This is a genomic window from Bartonella sp. B30(2025), assembly GCF_053793825.1.
Genome location: NZ_CP200034.1, coordinates 340495 through 358029, shown reverse-complemented (window position 1 = coordinate 358029; position 17535 = coordinate 340495). Strand labels below are relative to the sequence as shown.

General features: G+C 34.9%; 16 protein-coding genes and 1 tRNA gene. 10 read left to right on the top strand and 7 right to left on the bottom strand.

What is annotated here, in order from left to right:
- The first annotated feature begins 27 nt into the window (after positions 1-27).
- Positions 28-696 carry a hypothetical protein gene (locus V4P55_RS01500; RefSeq protein WP_455474696.1) on the top strand — a complete coding sequence of 223 codons (669 nt, stop codon included), beginning with the start codon at positions 28-30 and terminating at the stop codon, positions 694-696.
- 210 nt (positions 697-906) lie between these two features.
- Here the strand turns inward: V4P55_RS01500 and V4P55_RS01495 are convergent, their stop codons facing one another.
- Both V4P55_RS01495 and V4P55_RS01490 read right to left on the bottom strand, forming a co-directional pair.
- The gene (locus V4P55_RS01495; RefSeq protein ID WP_455474695.1) at positions 907-1353 is read right to left on the bottom strand and encodes a hypothetical protein; all 447 of its coding nucleotides are present in this window, start codon (positions 1351-1353) and stop codon (positions 907-909) included.
- An 18-nt stretch (positions 1354-1371) separates the two neighbouring features.
- Positions 1372-1641 (bottom strand): helix-turn-helix transcriptional regulator, encoded by a 270-nt coding sequence (locus V4P55_RS01490; RefSeq protein ID WP_455474694.1) that lies wholly within the window; start codon positions 1639-1641, stop codon positions 1372-1374.
- Positions 1642-1748: 107 nt separating this feature from the next.
- Between V4P55_RS01490 and V4P55_RS01485 the strand changes: the two genes are divergently transcribed.
- From V4P55_RS01485 to V4P55_RS01455, 7 genes are all read left to right on the top strand, one after another.
- Positions 1749-2366, top strand: coding sequence for a LexA family transcriptional regulator (locus V4P55_RS01485; protein ID WP_455474693.1), 618 nt, complete (start codon positions 1749-1751; stop codon positions 2364-2366).
- 173 nt (positions 2367-2539) lie between these two features.
- Positions 2540-2920 carry a hypothetical protein gene (locus V4P55_RS01480; RefSeq protein WP_455474692.1) on the top strand — a complete coding sequence of 127 codons (381 nt, stop codon included), beginning with the start codon at positions 2540-2542 and terminating at the stop codon, positions 2918-2920.
- Between the two features lie 91 nt (positions 2921-3011).
- The gene (locus tag V4P55_RS01475; protein WP_455475092.1) at positions 3012-3770 is read left to right on the top strand and encodes an antA/AntB antirepressor family protein; all 759 of its coding nucleotides are present in this window, start codon (positions 3012-3014) and stop codon (positions 3768-3770) included.
- 345 nt (positions 3771-4115) lie between these two features.
- The gene (locus tag V4P55_RS01470) at positions 4116-4901 is read left to right on the top strand and encodes a RecT family recombinase (RefSeq protein WP_455474691.1); all 786 of its coding nucleotides are present in this window, start codon (positions 4116-4118) and stop codon (positions 4899-4901) included.
- A 1-nt stretch (position 4902) separates the two neighbouring features.
- A complete protein-coding gene (locus V4P55_RS01465; protein WP_455474690.1) occupies positions 4903-5526 on the top strand; it encodes a lambda exonuclease family protein in 624 nt (207 codons plus the stop codon).
- Between the two features lie 114 nt (positions 5527-5640).
- Positions 5641-5859: a hypothetical protein gene (locus tag V4P55_RS01460; RefSeq protein WP_455474689.1), complete on the top strand. Its 219-nt coding sequence runs from the start codon at positions 5641-5643 to the stop codon at positions 5857-5859.
- 7 nt (positions 5860-5866) lie between these two features.
- A complete protein-coding gene (locus V4P55_RS01455) occupies positions 5867-6910 on the top strand; it encodes a tyrosine-type recombinase/integrase (protein ID WP_455474688.1) in 1044 nt (347 codons plus the stop codon).
- 670 nt (positions 6911-7580) lie between these two features.
- On the opposite strand, the gene V4P55_RS01450 is transcribed toward V4P55_RS01455, so the two are convergent.
- The 3 genes from V4P55_RS01450 to V4P55_RS01440 form a co-directional block, all read right to left on the bottom strand.
- A complete protein-coding gene (locus V4P55_RS01450; RefSeq protein WP_455474686.1) occupies positions 7581-8960 on the bottom strand; it encodes an amino acid permease in 1380 nt (459 codons plus the stop codon).
- A gap of 560 nt (positions 8961-9520) precedes the next feature.
- Positions 9521-11059, bottom strand: a complete 1539-nt coding sequence (gene hutH / locus V4P55_RS01445; protein WP_455474684.1) for a histidine ammonia-lyase — start codon at positions 11057-11059, stop codon at positions 9521-9523.
- A 590-nt stretch (positions 11060-11649) separates the two neighbouring features.
- A tRNA-Arg gene (locus V4P55_RS01440) sits at positions 11650-11726 on the bottom strand.
- A 257-nt stretch (positions 11727-11983) separates the two neighbouring features.
- On the opposite strand from V4P55_RS01440, the gene V4P55_RS01435 reads away from it, so the two are divergent.
- Both V4P55_RS01435 and V4P55_RS01430 read left to right on the top strand, forming a co-directional pair.
- Entirely contained in the window at positions 11984-12757 is a 774-nt protein-coding gene (locus tag V4P55_RS01435; RefSeq protein WP_455474682.1) for an NAD kinase, read from the top strand.
- Between the two features lie 165 nt (positions 12758-12922).
- A complete protein-coding gene (locus V4P55_RS01430; RefSeq protein WP_455474680.1) occupies positions 12923-14308 on the top strand; it encodes a DEAD/DEAH box helicase in 1386 nt (461 codons plus the stop codon).
- A 49-nt stretch (positions 14309-14357) separates the two neighbouring features.
- Here V4P55_RS01430 and gltX read toward each other — a convergent pair whose 3' ends face one another.
- Together gltX and V4P55_RS01420 are read right to left on the bottom strand one after the other, a co-directional pair.
- Positions 14358-15746, bottom strand: coding sequence for a glutamate--tRNA ligase (gene gltX, locus V4P55_RS01425; RefSeq protein ID WP_455474679.1), 1389 nt, complete (start codon positions 15744-15746; stop codon positions 14358-14360).
- 10 nt (positions 15747-15756) lie between these two features.
- On the bottom strand, positions 15757-17433 hold the full coding sequence (locus V4P55_RS01420) for an NAD+ synthase (RefSeq protein WP_455474678.1): 1677 nt from the start codon (positions 17431-17433) through the stop codon (positions 15757-15759).
- Between the last annotated feature and the right edge of the window lie 102 nt (positions 17434-17535).

The window sequence follows — 17535 nt, the reverse complement described above, 5'->3', positions numbered from 1 at the left end:
CTGTTGTTTTCGAAATGAGGGAGAAAAATGCCTGATAATGATGCAATTCGAAACGCAAACAATCAAATAAATAGCATTCCACTGCAACCTTTATATGTTACATCTTGTTATGAAAATTTTGCTGATGATATTGCGTGGCTTAATTTTCATAACGTAACCCCCTTTGATATTAAATTGCATTCTGTTTCTGCTGTTTACTGTTTAGAAGAAGATATTGCTATCAATCGGGCACATACTAATTCTTCTCCTAAAGTATTTCTTTCTGTTGGCCAGTTTAATGCACCTACTTTTCCTTATCACCATAATATCGAAGATAAAATTCATCTTATAACCCCACCTGCAATGCCAGCTTTAGAAGTATCTTTGAAAGACATAAATATTCCAGCCCAGACAAAATGTTTTGCCATTATGGGAACACAATTTTGGGCAGATATTGACCGCACATGCTGGGCTTCTATTAAACTCACTTTTCAATTTTCTCCGACATATAATTTTACAAAAATTTTTAGTGCTAATATTTATCTAGAAAGAGCATTTTTGCGTTCTCCTATAGAAGAAGCTGAACAAATCCAATCAGCATGGAATGAAATGGAAAATGTAACAGATCAATTAAAAGCATATCAATTACGAGGTGCTTTATTTAATATGCAGACCACTTATTGTGTTTCCCAAATAATCCCCGAAACTTCTCTTTGAAAGTTTGTGTGTTACCGTGTATCTCTAAGTACAACATTGATCCTAAATCATTTTTTGCTACTAAATGGTTGTTTTCATCAAACGAAAAATTCCAATCAGAATTACCAAAAACGATTGTACAACCATCTGGAAAACCTATTGCATGTATTAAACCTTCTGAACAGCTGAAAGTATAACCTGGTGTTCTTTTCATGTTTTTCCCCCTTAAGGTTATTGCGTGTTTATATCCATGCTGCATGCACGATTTATTAATTTGATTTCTTCTTTTTTCTGTTCGATGAGCTGATCCCTTAAGCTATTAAGCTCATTTTTGACTATGGCCATAAAAAAGACCATCTCACTTAAGCGATCAAAAGATAACAAATCTCTAGAAAAATAATTGTCAAACCAAGCAGTAAAAGCTTGCGTAAACACAGATGAAAACCATTGGTTAAAATCATCGTACGGATATAATGTAAAATAACTTTTATTATCATTCTCAAAGATACTGTGCAGCGTATAGAGAATAAAACTTGTTGATGGAAAATATAATCTTATTTGAGAAGGTGGTTCATCAAGCGGATGGGCATCATAACACATATCACTCTGTTCAATCTTATTAACAAGATCGATCAGCTGATCTTTGCTTATAGTGATCTGGTGCTGATTATTTGCCATCTCTGTTTTTTCTCCAATTTAAGAGTGTGAATTGTGCTGTTGATTATTAAATGTTGAGACATTAATCGAAGGATACATAAAGCCAGAATGGTTTTTTAACTGAGGCAATTCTTGTTGCAATTCTTGTTGTAACTTTAAATAATTTATTAGAGATATAGATCCTCTTTTTTCCCATTTACAGACAGCCGCTTGAGTCACACCAAGCCTTGTTGCCATTTCTGATTGTGTCCAATTAAATTTAATCCGTACTGATTTAATAAAGTTCTTAAAATATTCTTGTTGTTTCATTAAAGGCTCCGATCATAACTTTACCCAAATAATTACTATAATTATAGTTATACAAAGTCAAGAAAATAAATCTTTATCAATAATAAAAAAATAAGGTAAGCAGAGCTATGAGCAATAAATCTAATATCATAAACACTTTAAAAAAGATTCTGACTGAATTCAACTTAACGCAAGAAGATGTGGCTAAACGATTGAATGTAACACAAGCTTCAGTCTCAAAGTGGCTAAAAGATTCAGACCCTAGAGGTTCTAATCGTGATGCCATTTTAAAACTATACAGAGAACTAACAGGAGAAAATCACTTCACAACTTTCGTGCCTCTCATGGGTTATATAGGGGCAGGAACACAAATAGATCCAAGTTTTGAACAAATCCCTGAAGAAGGTCTTGCGCAAGTAGAAGTTCCTTTCACTTTTCCTGATGATATGATTGCTTTTGAAGTTAGAGGAGAATCTATGCTCCCCGCTTACAAAGATGGAGACATGATTATTGTTAGACGGCGCCAAATCAAAACAATAGAATCTTTTTTTGGTAAAGAAGCCGTTGTTTTAACACATGACAACAAGAGATATATAAAGAAAATCAGTAGAGGTATGAATGGAGAAATAGATCTGCTTTCATGGAATGCACTGCCTATTAAAAACGTTAAAATTACATGGATTGGAGAAATATTTGCTATCCTGCCAGAAGGCACTTACGGTAAAATGATTCGTAATTACCTCTAACTATTACTGGAGTTAAAAGTACGTTCCTCTGCTTTTTTACTCACCTTTTTACTCAATAAAATATTATGATAATTTTTAAAATATAATTTTTTATAATTTTTTACTTGATATTTTATAATTATAGTTATAATAATTAATTGTAAACTACACACACAAGCATTGAGGGGGAAATTATGAAAAAGCCAATTTTTATAAATTCAGATGAAATTTTGTTAGTTATGTGCCGTGATGAATTAGAAAACATCGCACAATCGGGACCATTTTACGAAGAAAAAGACATTATAAAATTTATCGATAATGTTGAGAACGCTGTTAAAATTTTCCGTATCGAACCAACAATTAATCGTTGTGAAAATATTTCAGAAGATATTGCTGAACTTTATATTAATGGACATGATATTATTTACCTTGAAAACAAAACATATCACGATTTTATTCTAGAAAGCGAAGCATATCACAATTTCCTAGATGATATTGTAAAGCAAGAATATGAAGACGCATTGTACGGCACTTATGAACAACAGCACCGTCTACGCTTTTGCGACGTAATCTAATGGTGTTTTAAGAGCGCCCCTTTTCAATCCAATAAATATCAAGCTCGCCATGAAAAAGCTTACCGCTATTCATGCATAATGGAGTTTAATGATGAATACCATCATACCAATATCAGAACAAGCTATCGGACCGGAAACTATTCAAACAGTAAATGCACGTGAGTTGCATGCGTTTTTGGAAGTAGGAAAAGATTTTTCAAATTGGATCAAAGATCGTATCAATAAATACAGCTTTATAGAAAATCAAGATTTTATAAAAACACAAAATTTGCGGTCGCCAAATCTGGCGAGCGCAAAATCTAGAGCTGTTATTGCAATAGATTATCACCTTACACTTGATATGGCAAAAGAACTTGCCATGGTAGAACGCAATGAAAAAGGAAAACAGGCACGACAATATTTCATCGAATGTGAACGGCGCGCAAAGCAAATGCCTGTTCCGCAAATTGACTATTCAAGTCCTGAAGCAATGATCGGCTTTTTAAAACACCTAAATGGTCAAATTGAAGAGAAGGACACTATCATTGCTGAACTTAAGCCAAAAGCAATGGCTCTTGAAAGTTTAACGCGCTCTGATGGTCTGTTTGGTCTTACAGAAGCAGCAAAAATATTAGAAGTGCAACCAAAATACTTCGTTCACTTTTTACAGGAAAAAAGTTGGATTTACCGACGCATGCCAGCAGGACACTTATTGCCTTATCAGGATAAAATAAAAAAAGGTCTTATGGATTGCCCAACCATCACAATTCAAAAAGAAGATGGAACGGAAAAAATTATTCCTTCTGCAAAAATCACAACAAAAGGCATAAGTGCCCTTTCCCAAGAACTGAAAAGACAAAACACGCATTAATAAAGGAAAAAAATTATGGAAAAGAAATACGAGGGGCTGGATCGAGCATGAAGAGAACCTATGGCATGGTGGAGACTGTTGGATTAGTGATAACGCTAAAATTTTTGGTAATGCACGTATTTTTGGTGGTGCTATTATTTGCGAATATGCCAACGTGAATGGCAGCGCAAAAATTTCTAGAAATGAAACCGTCTTAAAATAAAGATTTTAGATCATGAGGCAGTACAAATTTACTGATAAGATCACACAGCCTAAAAAATAAAACTCTAACAGCACAAAACAATTATTTAAAACAAACGCGAGATTCACATCACAGATAGATTGCGCATAAATGAGGGATATTAAATGACCAATTCTCCATTAACACTCATGGCACACAAATATGGTTTCTCCCATGACGAATTTCGAGAAACAATCATCAAAACTTGTACCAGTAATAAATTTCCTTTTTCTAATGAAGAATTCACTGCTTTTATTTGTGTTGCCAATACTTACGGACTTAATCCTCTCACAAAAGAAATTTATGCCTTCCCCAAAAAAGGCGGAGGGATCATGCCTATCGTCTCCATTGATGGATGGATTAAGATCATTAAAGCGAATCCAAACTTTGATGGTATGACCTTCCACGATCAACTCGACAACAATGGCAATTTGATCGCTATCAAATGCTCCATCCGTTTAAAAAACATTCAAGATCCTATAGAGGTCACCGAATATTTGTCAGAATGTAAACAAAACACAGATATTTGGATAAAGTACCCTGCTCGCATGTTGCGTCATAAAGCTACTATACAATGTGCACGCTATGCTTTTGGGTTGTCTGGCATTTACGATGAAGACGAAGCCGCACGTATTAACAGAACAAATCACAACACACAAAGTCAACAGATTTCAAATGAAATGCTTATGCAAATTCAGGAATTAATGGATCAAACACAAACAAAGAAAGAAAATATACTTTCTTTTGCAAAAGTCGAAGGGCTTAGCGATCTGTCTCATGAAAAAGCTCAAACTGTTTTGGATGGTTTGAAAAGAAAACAACGCTTACAAATAGCTCAAGCACAACAAAACGCCTCTATACAAGATGCTGAATATGAACCAATCCTGCAAAAACAAGAAATGGCAGTGTAATATGGAACAAAGAACAGCAGAATGGTTTCAAGCACGATTAGGAAAAGTCACTGCCTCAAACGTCTACAGCGTCACCAATCGAACAGCCAAAGGATTACCCACAAGCAAATATGACGAATACAAAATCAAACTCCTTACAGAGCGCTTAACGGGAGAAACAAACCCATATTATGAAAGTGAAGATATGCGATGGGGTATCGAGCATGAAGATGATGCAATCAAAGAATATAGCTTTATTTATGATGCCAATATAACAAAGTGCGGTTTTGTACCGCATCCAACAATAAAAATGGCAGGTGCAAGCCCTGATGGTCTTGTTGGAGAACATGGCTTAATCGAAGTCAAATGTCCAAGATCAACAACCCACATCCGCTTTTTTATCGATAACGAAATCAAGCCTGAATATATCGCACAAATGCAATTCCAAATGGCTTGTACGGAGCGTAAATGGTGTGATTTTGTAAGCTATGATCCACGCTTTACTGACCAATCATCACATTTACGCCTCAAAATACGACGCATATACCGTGATGAAAAGCAAATCGAACACATAAACAAAGCTGTCGAAGCGTTTTTAGAAAAGATAGAGCAAGACATGCAGCAGATATTGACTCAAGCTGCTTAAACACTATGGGGGTGTTATTCCTTCTCTTAGCACCCCCACCCTTTCACAAAAACTTTTCATTAAATGCGCGATTCACGCCACAGATGGATTGCATCTAAACTTAGGAGAACAGATATGGCACATCGCCCACCTACCATAACACAGCCAGCCATTGCTCGCGCCCTCAGAGAAGCTAAAAAACAAGGCTGCGAACTAATAGAAATCAAACCTACAGGTGAATTATTGATTTATCTCAAAGCTGGAATCGGAATTCCTAAAACAACTACTCATCCAGACCAATTATTAGATTTGCAAAAGAACGAATATTACGAATCTTTACTCTCTAAGATGTGAAGCTCCCATGCCAAAGCCACGCCCCCCTCATCTTGTTAAACAAATTACCCAACATGGCAAAATTGTATGGTACGTACGAATTGGTCATGGACCGCGACGTAGAGTACACGGAACCTATGGAACGCAAGAGTTTGTTGACAGCTATAAAAGCGCACTTGCTGAATTGCAAGGCATCATCCCCCCTAAACCTAAATCAGGAAAACTTATTGAAGGTTCCTTTGCATGGCTTCTCAAACAATATTTTAATAGCGTTGATTGGCATCGCCTCGCTAAAGCCACAAAAAAACAAAAAGAACTCATTTTGATGAAAGTGTGCGATTCCATAGGAAATATTCCATATAGAGAAATCAAAAAAGCACATATTACAGCAGGAGTTGAAAGACGTAAAGAAACGCCAGCAATGGCTAGAAATTTTCTGAAAGCCCTAAGTGGACTTTTTAAATGGGCAATCGATCAAGGACTTTTGGAAAATAATCCAGCAGCAGGAATCAAAAAACCAGCTCTCAACAATAAAGATGGATTTCCAGTTTGGACAGAAGAAGACATAGAAAAATATTATCAACGCTGGTCTATCGGTACGCATGAACGCGTCTGGATTGACGTTTTTCTCTATACAGGCTTAAGACGGGGTGATGCAATACGAATTGGCTGGAAAGATGTAAAAGATAACACTATCCATCTAAAAACAGAGAAAAGTAAATTCCAAACAGATGTCTTCCTTCCCATTTTGCCAGAATTAGCCTCAACACTTGCAACTAGTCCTATCGGAGATGAAACGTTCATTTGTGGGAAAGGAGGCAAGAAACTAACCAAAGAAAGCTTTGGAAATTTGTTTAGAGATGCTTGTAATGCAGCAGGGATTAAAAAATCAGCACATGGATTAAGAAAGTTAGCGGCAACACGCGCCGCAAATTCAGGTGCAACAGTCTCACAACTCAAAGCAATTTTTGGCTGGACAGAGGATCGTATGGCATCTCTTTACACAAAGAGCGCTGACCGCAAAAAACTTGCTCTTGAATCAATAAAAAAGCTTCAAAAAAGTAAGGGATAGCCATTCAAAAAACGTAATAGAATCAATGATTCACTAATTCCCTCATCTTATGATAACTTATTGATTTTACTAAAACTATTTGCGCCTGTCACGCCCACCATTCGAGTTTTTATATCAATTAATAACTTAAGTTTATTTATTTTGTTAAAACTATGAATTTTATATGAAAATATTAGCAATTTTTTCGCTGTAAATAGGCACAAATCACGATAAAAAAAATCGCGTTATTCTATCTATTTTTTTGAGTTTTTTAGCAAACGTGTGATAACAAAACTACTTTTTAAATTGTTTTTCTAAAAACTTTATTGCTTATCCGTTATTAATTTAGTCTATTGTGCAACAAAAATTAAATAAAAATACTATAAAAAATCTTAAATACTTCCTTAAATTTTATAATAATCTTATTTTATCTAAAAAAAATAGATAATAATTTTAAAATTATTTTTATTATTATCACTTATATTTAAAAACTATTTTTATCATTGATAAAAATCATTCATTCTCTTTTTACGTAACATGAATTTAATAGACTTTTAACGTAAAATAATACGCAAAAAATTTTAAAATAAATAATACTTGAAAAATAATTTCTTATATTTGAGAAATAATTTTCAAATGTTGTTCTGTTATAGAGTCAACAATCATTTATTTTAAACTCAATCCTTATTCATCACTTTGACTCATCTTTCTTCTTTGAATTAAAAAATTTGAGTGTGTAAAAGCAAAAAACAAGCCAAGCTATCCAACTAACACCTATAATTAAAACTGGTCGCGTATCATCAAAAAACCATAACAAAACAAAAATAAAAGTCATAAACAAAATAGAAAAAATTGATCCTATTGGCCAAAACGGTATTGGAAACTTTAAATCACACTGCGCTTCCTTAGGCATCTTTAACCGCATAAAAATTTGTGAAAGTAAAATCATCATCCAAACAAAAACAGTTGCAAATGTAGCCATCGCTGCAATCAGAAAAAAAAGTTTATCATGGTAAAAATAATTTAGGATAACCCCAAGAAGAAAAACACTAAAAAGTAATAAAATAACAAAAATTGGTATACCGTTTTTTGACAAATATTGAAACTTCTTCAACGCATAACCTTCATGCGATAATCCATAGATCATACGACCAGCACCGTACATTCCACTATTCATTGCCGAAATAGCAGCTGTAACAACAACAATATTTAAAATATTCGCTGCTGATGAAATCCCGAGATTTTCAAAAATTGAAACGAAAGGACTATCCATTAGACCGATTTTATTCCAAGGATAAAGTGACATTAAAATAGCTAATGTCATAATATAAAATAGCAAAATACGAACTGGAGTAGAATTGATTGCCTTCGAAATAGTACGATGCGGATCTTGCACTTCCATCACTGCCATTCCAATGATTTCAATACCACCAAAAGCAAAAACAACAACACTAAAGCAAGCTAAAAAACCAAACCAACCATTAGGAAAAATACCACCGTTTTTCCATAAATTATTAATGTTAACAGCAGAAGAAACCGTATTTGTTCCCCAACCAAGAAAAATAATAGCTATTCCTAAAACGATCATAGCGATAATAGCAATAACTTTAATGAAAGACAGCCAGAACTCTAATTCACCGTAAACTTTTACTGCTGCTAAATTAATACCGGTAATAACCAATGTAATGCTAAGAGCCCATATCCAAGGAGCAACATCAGGATACCAAAATCCCATATAAGTTGCAAAAGCCGTAATATCAGCCAAACCGACTAAAACCATTTCAAAAACATAAGTCCATCCCGTTAAAAAACCAGCTAATGGCGATATGTAGTTTGCAGCATAACGAGCAAAAGAACCGGGAAGAGGATTATGGATAATCATCTCACCAAGAGCCCGCATAACCATAAAAATAGCTAAACCAGCAATACAATAAGCAATCAAAACGCTCGGACCAGCAAGATTAATAGCTTGTGCAGACCCGTAAAAAAGACCTGTCCCAATAGCAGAACCAAGTGCTAAAAAAATAACTTGTCGCTTACTCATACCTCGCTTAAGTTCATTCGTTGCCATTTCATTCCTTTTTTAAATGCTTTCGCCCTATTCATAAAAAAAATTCATAAATCAACAAGCATAAAAGCCAATTGAACTATGAAAGGGACATAATGAATCTGAAAGATTTGCAACTTTTATTGTTTCATTTTCACAATAAAGCATTATAGCAACAAAAACATATAACTTTATTTTAAGTGATAACACAGCGGACGCCGGTTACAATAAAAATTGCACCCCTTTGCCCCTTCAATTTAAAGTCTCGTTATAACGAAACAAGCTCCCCATGATGATATTTCTCTATATATTCATAGGGCTTTAATTTAACATTGCGTTTAGCAAAAAAAATTTATGGTAGCAAGCACTATCAAGAGATACACTTAATAAAACAGTGCGATACAAATTTTATATAACTGCAATATTAATTATCCAATTCATCTTCAAAATCATGAATATACCAATTTATATTAGTAAACAAATCAGTACATTCATAAAATTTTCAAATACGCCATTGAACAATAATATTTGTATGAAAAAATCCCCTAAAGATTTCTTCTTCTGTTTTTATTTCGTAATAAATATTATTTTGGTTCCAATTTTGGAAAAATTGTCTCTGGTAAAATAGATAATAAGTGCCCTTCACTTACAAGTACATCTACTTTATGAAGATCTGAGGCCATGTAACGATCTACTTTCAAAGTATCAATATCTTCACGTAAACGTGTAATAACAGATTGCAATAAAGAGCTTGTTTTTAAAGGAGCACGATATTCAATTCCTTGTGCTGCAACAAGCGTTTCAATGCCAACAATAGTCAAAAGATTTTTGCTCATAGCCAATAATCGACGCGCTCCATGACAAGCCATTGAGACATGATCCTCCTGATTTGCAGAAGTTGGTGTTGAATCAACAGAAGCAGGATGTGCCATTTGTTTATTTTCAGACATTAAAGCAGCTGCCGTTACCTCAGCAATCATAAAACCTGAATTAAGACCCGCATTCTGCGCTAAAAAAGCAGGAAGTCCATAGGAAAGTGCTGGATCAACCATAAGAGCAATACGTCTTTGAGAAATCGATCCTATTTCACATAAAGCAAGAGCAATCTGATCAGCTGCAAACGCTACAGGCTCGGCATGAAAATTTCCACCTGATACAACATCACCATTACTTAAAATTAATGGATTATCTGTAACCGCATTTGCTTCAATAACAAGTGTCTTTGCTGCTGCCATCAGAATATCAAAACACGCACCCATAACTTGTGGCTGACAACGTATACAGTAAGGATCCTGTACACGGTTATCATTATGTAAATGCACATTTCTAATTTCTGAATTCTCCACAAGTTTTTTTAACGTTTGAGACACTACAATTTGTCCATAATGACCACGTAAAACATGAATATCGGGATGAAATGGTGCTGTTGATCCCATAATAGCGTCAGTTGTTAATGCTCCAGAAAGAAGCCCGCCACACAATGCTCTATATCCTTTAAAAAGACCTGCAAGAGCAAGCGCTGTCGATGTTTGCGTCCCATTGATAAGGGCGAGCCCTTCTTTTGCCTCTAAAGTAATAGGTGACAACTCTGCTTTTTCTAAAGCAGCTGCTCCACTCATACGAGTCCCTTTAAAGAATGCCTCTCCCTCTCCCATCATAACAGCTGCCATATGAGCAAGTGGAGCAAGATCTCCCGATGCACCAACCGATCCTTTTTCAGGAATGACAGGAATAACACCCTTTGCAAGCATATTTTCTAACAAATGCACCAACTCTAAACGAACACCAGAAACTCCTCGTCCTAGCGAAATAAGCTTTAAAGTCATCATTAAACGCACAACATTTTCAGCTAAAGGATCTCCTACACCACAGCAATGCGATAAAATAAGATTTTTTTGCAGAACAGTTACATCACTTGCATTAATTTTAATCGAAGCTAACTTACCAAAGCCAGTATTAACACCGTAAACTGGTTCACTTCCTGAGGCAATCTCAGCAATGCGATTAGCTCCCTTTTCGATCGCCAAATATGTATCACTATGAAGTTTACTTACTTCACCATTTACATAAACATTTTCAAGTTCTCTAAGTGTTACCTTGCCAGGATTTAGTATAATAGTCATGATTTTCTTTCTTGCTTTTGAAAAGCCGAGTAATGCGCATTATTGGTTTTTATTCATAAAAACAAAAGAGTTACAGTTTATTTATAAGACTTAAATGATAAACTAAAACCTATGAGATAAATAAATTTTGCTAATTCTTTAATTCATCAAACAACAGTATTAGCCATTTGTCTTTTTTAGAATCCTATAAAAAATAAAAATACACCGATGATATTTCATCAATTATTGCCATAACACACTCTATTAAGTGTAAGTGGTATTAAAACCTCATCATTCTTCTGTTATTTTATACAATAAGCAAAAATACTGAGAACACAGTATTCCATTGCTGAAATTATAAACACAACGACCTTATATGGATAAACACTTCATTGTTTTTCCCCTCCCTCATTCGAACACTTAAAATAATTTATTTGAAATGCATAATTAAAAAAGAGCATATCAATATCGTGATAAATTTTACTTTTTAAAAAAGGATTTTGCTACTTAGCTTATCATTTAACAAGCAATTTTAGCCGCCAATTTAAGTAAAAACAAACCCATTGGAGATTGTTTCATAAAAATTATATATGAAACAAAATTGTGAAATTTGGTGCACCCGACAGAATTCGAATCTGTGACCTCTGCCTTCGGAGGGCAGCGCTCTATCCAGCTGAGCTACGGGTGCCTATCACTGATAACTAAAATCAATTGTGATCTTTTAACCGAACATGCCTTTTGCTTCAATGATGAATTGCCATTCTTTAAAAAAATATTCGTCTATAACTTACGTAATTATGCAACTTTCTTATTTTATTATGCTATAAAATTTTACTTTAAAAAGATAATTTTTTAAATTTTCTTCCTGCAAAACAATTTGTATTACAACTTCAAAATTTAAAAAAGTAAGCTAAAAAATAAGATAAAATATTGGAATAACTCTTAATGACAATATTACCAAACCGCTTTCATTTCATTTCTGCTGAGACTAAAGAAGCTATTGAAGCTACCAATAAATTAATTTCTATTTATGGTCACTCTTCTCTTAAAGAAGCCGATATTGTTGTTGCTATCGGTGGCGATGGTACAATGTTACAGGCCGTACGTGACATTATGGACAGCGGAAAACCTATTTATGGCATGAATCAAGGTTCTGTGGGGTTTCTCATGAATGAATTTCATGAAAAAAAATTGCCAAACCGCATTGCTGCCGCGCATAAAAAAGAAATCCATCCTCTGCGCATGATCGCAAATGCTGACTCTCAAGGACACATTGAAGCTCTTGCTATAAACGAAGTATCTCTCTTTCGTCAATCTTATCAAGCAGCTAAAATTCGTATCAGCATTGATGATAAAGTTCGCATGGAACAATTAAGTTGTGATGGTATCCTTGTTGCTACACCAGCAGGATCCACAGCATATAATTTGTCTGCACAAGGACCTATCTTACCTCTTATGGCTCCTCTGATGGCACTTACACCTGTTAGTGCCTTTCGTCCCCGATGTTGGCATGGTGCATTACTTCCAAATACAGTAACAGTACGTTTTGATATGCTCGAACCTGAAAAACGCCCCGTAAATGCTGCAGCCGATAATGTTGAGGTTAAATCTGTTCATTCAGTTACTATTTCATCAGCAACAGAATTAACAGTTTCAATCCTTTTTGATTCTAACCATTCATGGGACGAACGTATTTTATCAGAACAATTTCGTTATTAATTGTTATTCATTATTGTACATACTTTTGATACGTATATGGCCGTTAGAGTTGACTTTTTTGCAAATGAGTCTTAACCATTTTATTGATGTAAAACTTAATCTTGCTAATAATTGTTGATAATTTAATAATGAAATTAAAAATGCAAAGCGATTGATAGAAAAATTATGATGCCATCTTTAAATAGTTTTGATAATTTAGGTCTTTCCACAAAGGTTATTAAAGCAGTAAAATCAGTAGGATACACAGCTCCAACCCCCATTCAAAGCGAAACAATTCCTCATGTACTTCAAAAAAAAGATGTTTTAGGAATTGCTCAAACAGGAACTGGTAAAACCGCCTCTTTCGTTTTGCCTATGCTAACGTTACTTGAAAAAGGTCGTGCAAGAGCACGGATGCCTCGGACACTAATACTTGAACCGACACGAGAACTTGCAGCCCAAGTCGAAGAAAATTTTGATAAATACGGAATGAATCATCATTTAAATGTTGCGCTTTTAATTGGTGGTGTTTCTTTTGAAAACCAAGACCGTAAACTTGAACGAGGTGTCGATGTCCTCATAGCAACACCAGGACGTCTTCTTGATCATTTTGAACGTGGAAAGTTGCTCCTAATGGGTGTTGAAATCCTTGTCATTGATGAAGCTGATCGAATGATGGATATGGGTTTCATTCCCGATATTGAGCGCATCTGTAAACTAACCCCTTTTACACGTCAAACTTTATTTTTTTCAGCAACAATGGCACCAGAAATTGCAAAATTAGCAAAGCAATTTTTACATTTTCCTGTATCTGTGGAAGTGACAAAAGCATCCTCAACAGCGAAAACAATTACACAACGGCTTGTTAAATCTGAAAGTAAAGCATGGGACAAAAGAGCCGTTTTGCGAAACCTTATTAACAATGAAGGCAATGAGCTTAAAAACGCTATTATTTTTTGTAACCGAAAAAGAGATATCTCTGAACTTTTTAGATCGCTTACTAGACATAATTTTAGTGTAGGTGCGCTTCATGGGGACATGGACCAACATTCACGCATGAATACATTAGCTAACTTTAAGGATAATAAACTAACGCTTCTTGTTGCTTCTGATGTAGCAGCTCGCGGACTTGATATTCCGGATGTAAGCCATGTCTTTAATTACGATGTTCCTACACATGCTGAAGATTATATCCATAGAATTGGCCGTACAGGACGTGCAAATCGCAGTGGAAAAGCTTTTACAATTGTTACAAAAGCTGATCAAAAATATATCAGTGCTATTGAAAAGATAAGTAATGAAAAAATTGAGTGGCTTAATGGAGACTTATCTACTTTAGAGACTCATAATAACCATCAAGAAAAAGGTTTCGTAAAAACAAAATCTACAAAAAAAACCACTCAAAAAAAGCGCACTATACAAACTAAAAAATCATTAGATAACAACAAAGTGCGCGACATTGAAAACACAAATCATAAAACAAGTTTACTTGAGAAACACAGTAAAAATAATACCCCTCTCGGATTTGGCGATGATATTCCAGCATTCATGCTTATAAAAATCCGTAACTAAAAACTTGCTTCTTTAACAGTGCGCAAAAATTAAAAAATATCTCAAATTGCTACTCTTCCTTTTCTTGAAGAGTTAATCTTTTAATTACCTTATCCCGTCCTAAAAGCTGCAACAAGCTTCCCATTTCAGGTCCATGATCCATTCCAGTAAGAGCTTGACGTAATGGCATAAACAAAGACTTTCCTTTACGACCTGTTTTTTCTTTTAATGCTGTTGTCCACACTTTCCAACTCTCATTATTGAATGCACCTTCAGGTAAAAAGTTAACTGACTGACGCACAAATGCTTGGTCTTTCATTATAGCATTATCAAAAATTTGATTATCATGAATGATTTTCCACCAAAAAACAGCATCATTGACTTTACTAATATTGCCTTTTATCGCGTTCCAAAAATCTTTCGCTGTTTCTCCATCAATGAAAAGCTGGCTAAGTCGCATTTTAACTTCTTCATAAGGTAATTCATGGACAAGATGACTATTCAAAGCAATAAGATCGGCAACATCAAATTTTGCAACAGATTTCGATGTATCTTGAAGATTAAAATGTTCTAAAAGAGCGGTTTGGTTAGGATAAGGGTGCACGTTTTGAGATGTTCCAATCAAAACAGCAAGACACTGGACAGCTATAGATTCAAACCCTTCATTCCGTAAAGAACGAATGGAAAGATCACCATCACGTTTTGAAAGTCCTTTTCCTGAAACCGTACTTAATAAATTAATATGCCCAAAAAACGGGATTTTCTGTACATTAAGAGCTTCAAAAATAGCAATTTGCGCTCCTGTGTTAGTAATATGGTCATCACCACGAATAATGTGTGTAATACCCATGTCTATGTCATCAACCACAGACGGCAACGTGTAAAGATAACTTCCATCTTCACGAATTAAAACAGGATCTGAAAGAGAAGCCAAATCAATTATCTGTTTGCCCTTTACAATATCATTCCAATGAACTTCCGTTCTCTTAGTCTGTAATGGATCATTGTCAAAATTAGGTAAGAGAAAGCGCCAATGAGGCTTACGTCCTTGTGCTTCAAGTGCTTTTCTGTCTTCGCACGTTAATTTTAATGCTCCACGATCATAAATAGGAGGTTTTTTGCGTGAAAGTTGAATTTTGCGACGCCGGTCCAATTCTTCTGCTGTTTCATAACAAGGATAAAGAAGACCGCTTTTTTTTAAAATTTCCGTAACTTCATTATATCGACTGACTCGTTTAGACTGATAATAAATTTCATCTGGTTTTATATTAAGCCATTCAAGATCAACCATAATAGCATCGACATATTCTTGTCTCGTACGCTCTATATCTGTATCATCATAACGCAAAACAAATGTTCCATTATTTACCTGTGCATAAAGCCAATTGAATAATGCAATACGAGCATTGCCAATGTGGATGTAACCTGTTGGAGATGGGGCAAAACGAACTTTTGTCATGAAATAATGCTCAACTTTTATCACGAAAACGATTGACAATAGGATAACGACGGTCACGTCCAAAATGCTTCTCACTGATTTTTATACCAGGTGCAGATTGTCGCCTTTTATATTCAGATAAATAGAGAAGATGTTCAACTTTTTTAACTGTTTCACGTAAATGTCCACGTTTAACAATATCACGAACACTCATGTCACTTTCTACAAGAGATTGCAAGATATCATCTAAAATAGGATAAGGAGGAAGAGAATCTTCATCTTTTTGATTTTCTCTAAGCTCTGCAGAAGGCGCTTTTGCTATAATATTGGGTGGAATGACTGTCCCCTTCGGCCCCTTAAAACTTTGTAAATGATTTTTATTGCGCCACTCAGCTAACGCATAAACCTGCATTTTATAAATATCTTTAATAGGATTAAACCCTCCATTCATATCACCATAAAGAGTCGCATACCCTACAGCCATTTCCGATTTATTTCCTGTTGTTATTACCATTGAACAAAATTTATTCGAAAGAGCCATTAAAATAGTTCCACGTATCCGACTTTGGAGATTCTCTTCTGTAAGATCAGGTGCAAGTCCCCAAAAAATAGGTTCCATTATACTCGAAAAAGCCTCAACAAGCTGCGCAATAGGTATTATTTCATAATGACATCCTAAAAGACATGCACAATCTTCTGCATCTTTCAATGATTCTTGAGAAGTATAATGATAAGGCATCATTACAGTACGTACTCTTTCATTACCAAAAGCATCCACCGCCATTGCTGCGCAAAGTGCTGAATCAATTCCTCCAGAAAGACCAAGAATAACATCTTTAAAGTTATTTTTATTGACGTAATCTCGCAAACCTAAAACACAAGCACTATAATCAGCGGTTAACCCATTAAAAAGACTTTCATTTGGACCAATCACACATTGCCATTCAGCAGATTTTCGTTGCCAGTGGCTCAAAGCAATATGACTTTCAAAATGTTTCATTTGAAATACTACTTTTCCTTGTCCATTTAATGCAAATGATCCCCCGTCAAAGACTAACTCATCCTGACCTCCAACTTGATTAGCATAAATAATTGGCACACCAGACTGAATAGCTTGCATACGAATAACGTCTATACGTTTTAATATTTTATTACGATGATAAGGAGATCCGTTAAGAACAAGAATAATCTCAGCTCCTTTATTGCTAAGCTCCATACAGATAAAGGGATCATTCCAAATATCTTCACAAATAACTATTCCTAATCTCATCCCACGATAAATGATAGGTTCAGAACGTGGTCCAGGAGAAAATACGCGCTTTTCATCAAATTCAGCATAATTAGGCAAATCGAACTTCAAAGTTTCAGCAATTACCTGTCCTTTATCAAGGAGCATTGCACCATTATAAATATTATCATTATGCCGTATTGGAATACCGATTACAATTCCTGGACCATCTACTGTTACCTTTGCTAATTTTTCAACAGCATCTCTACAGGCTTTTGTAAAAATAGGTTTAAGAACAAGATCCTCTGGTGGATAAGCACATATAAAAAGCTCACTAAATAAAATAAGGTCAGCTCCCTTTTCTTTAGCTTCTTTATGCGCCATTATAGCAAGAGAAAAGTTCCCCTCTATATCTCCCACACTAGGATTTAGTTGAGCAACCGCTACCTGAAAATCATTTTTTATAAGCTTTTGTATCATCTCATCAATTTTGCGATTATGGCTCTACTTAATTAAAAAGTATTTTCTAAAAACTTTTCATCTCCATAAATATTTACAATAATAATTTCTACGTCATTGTTG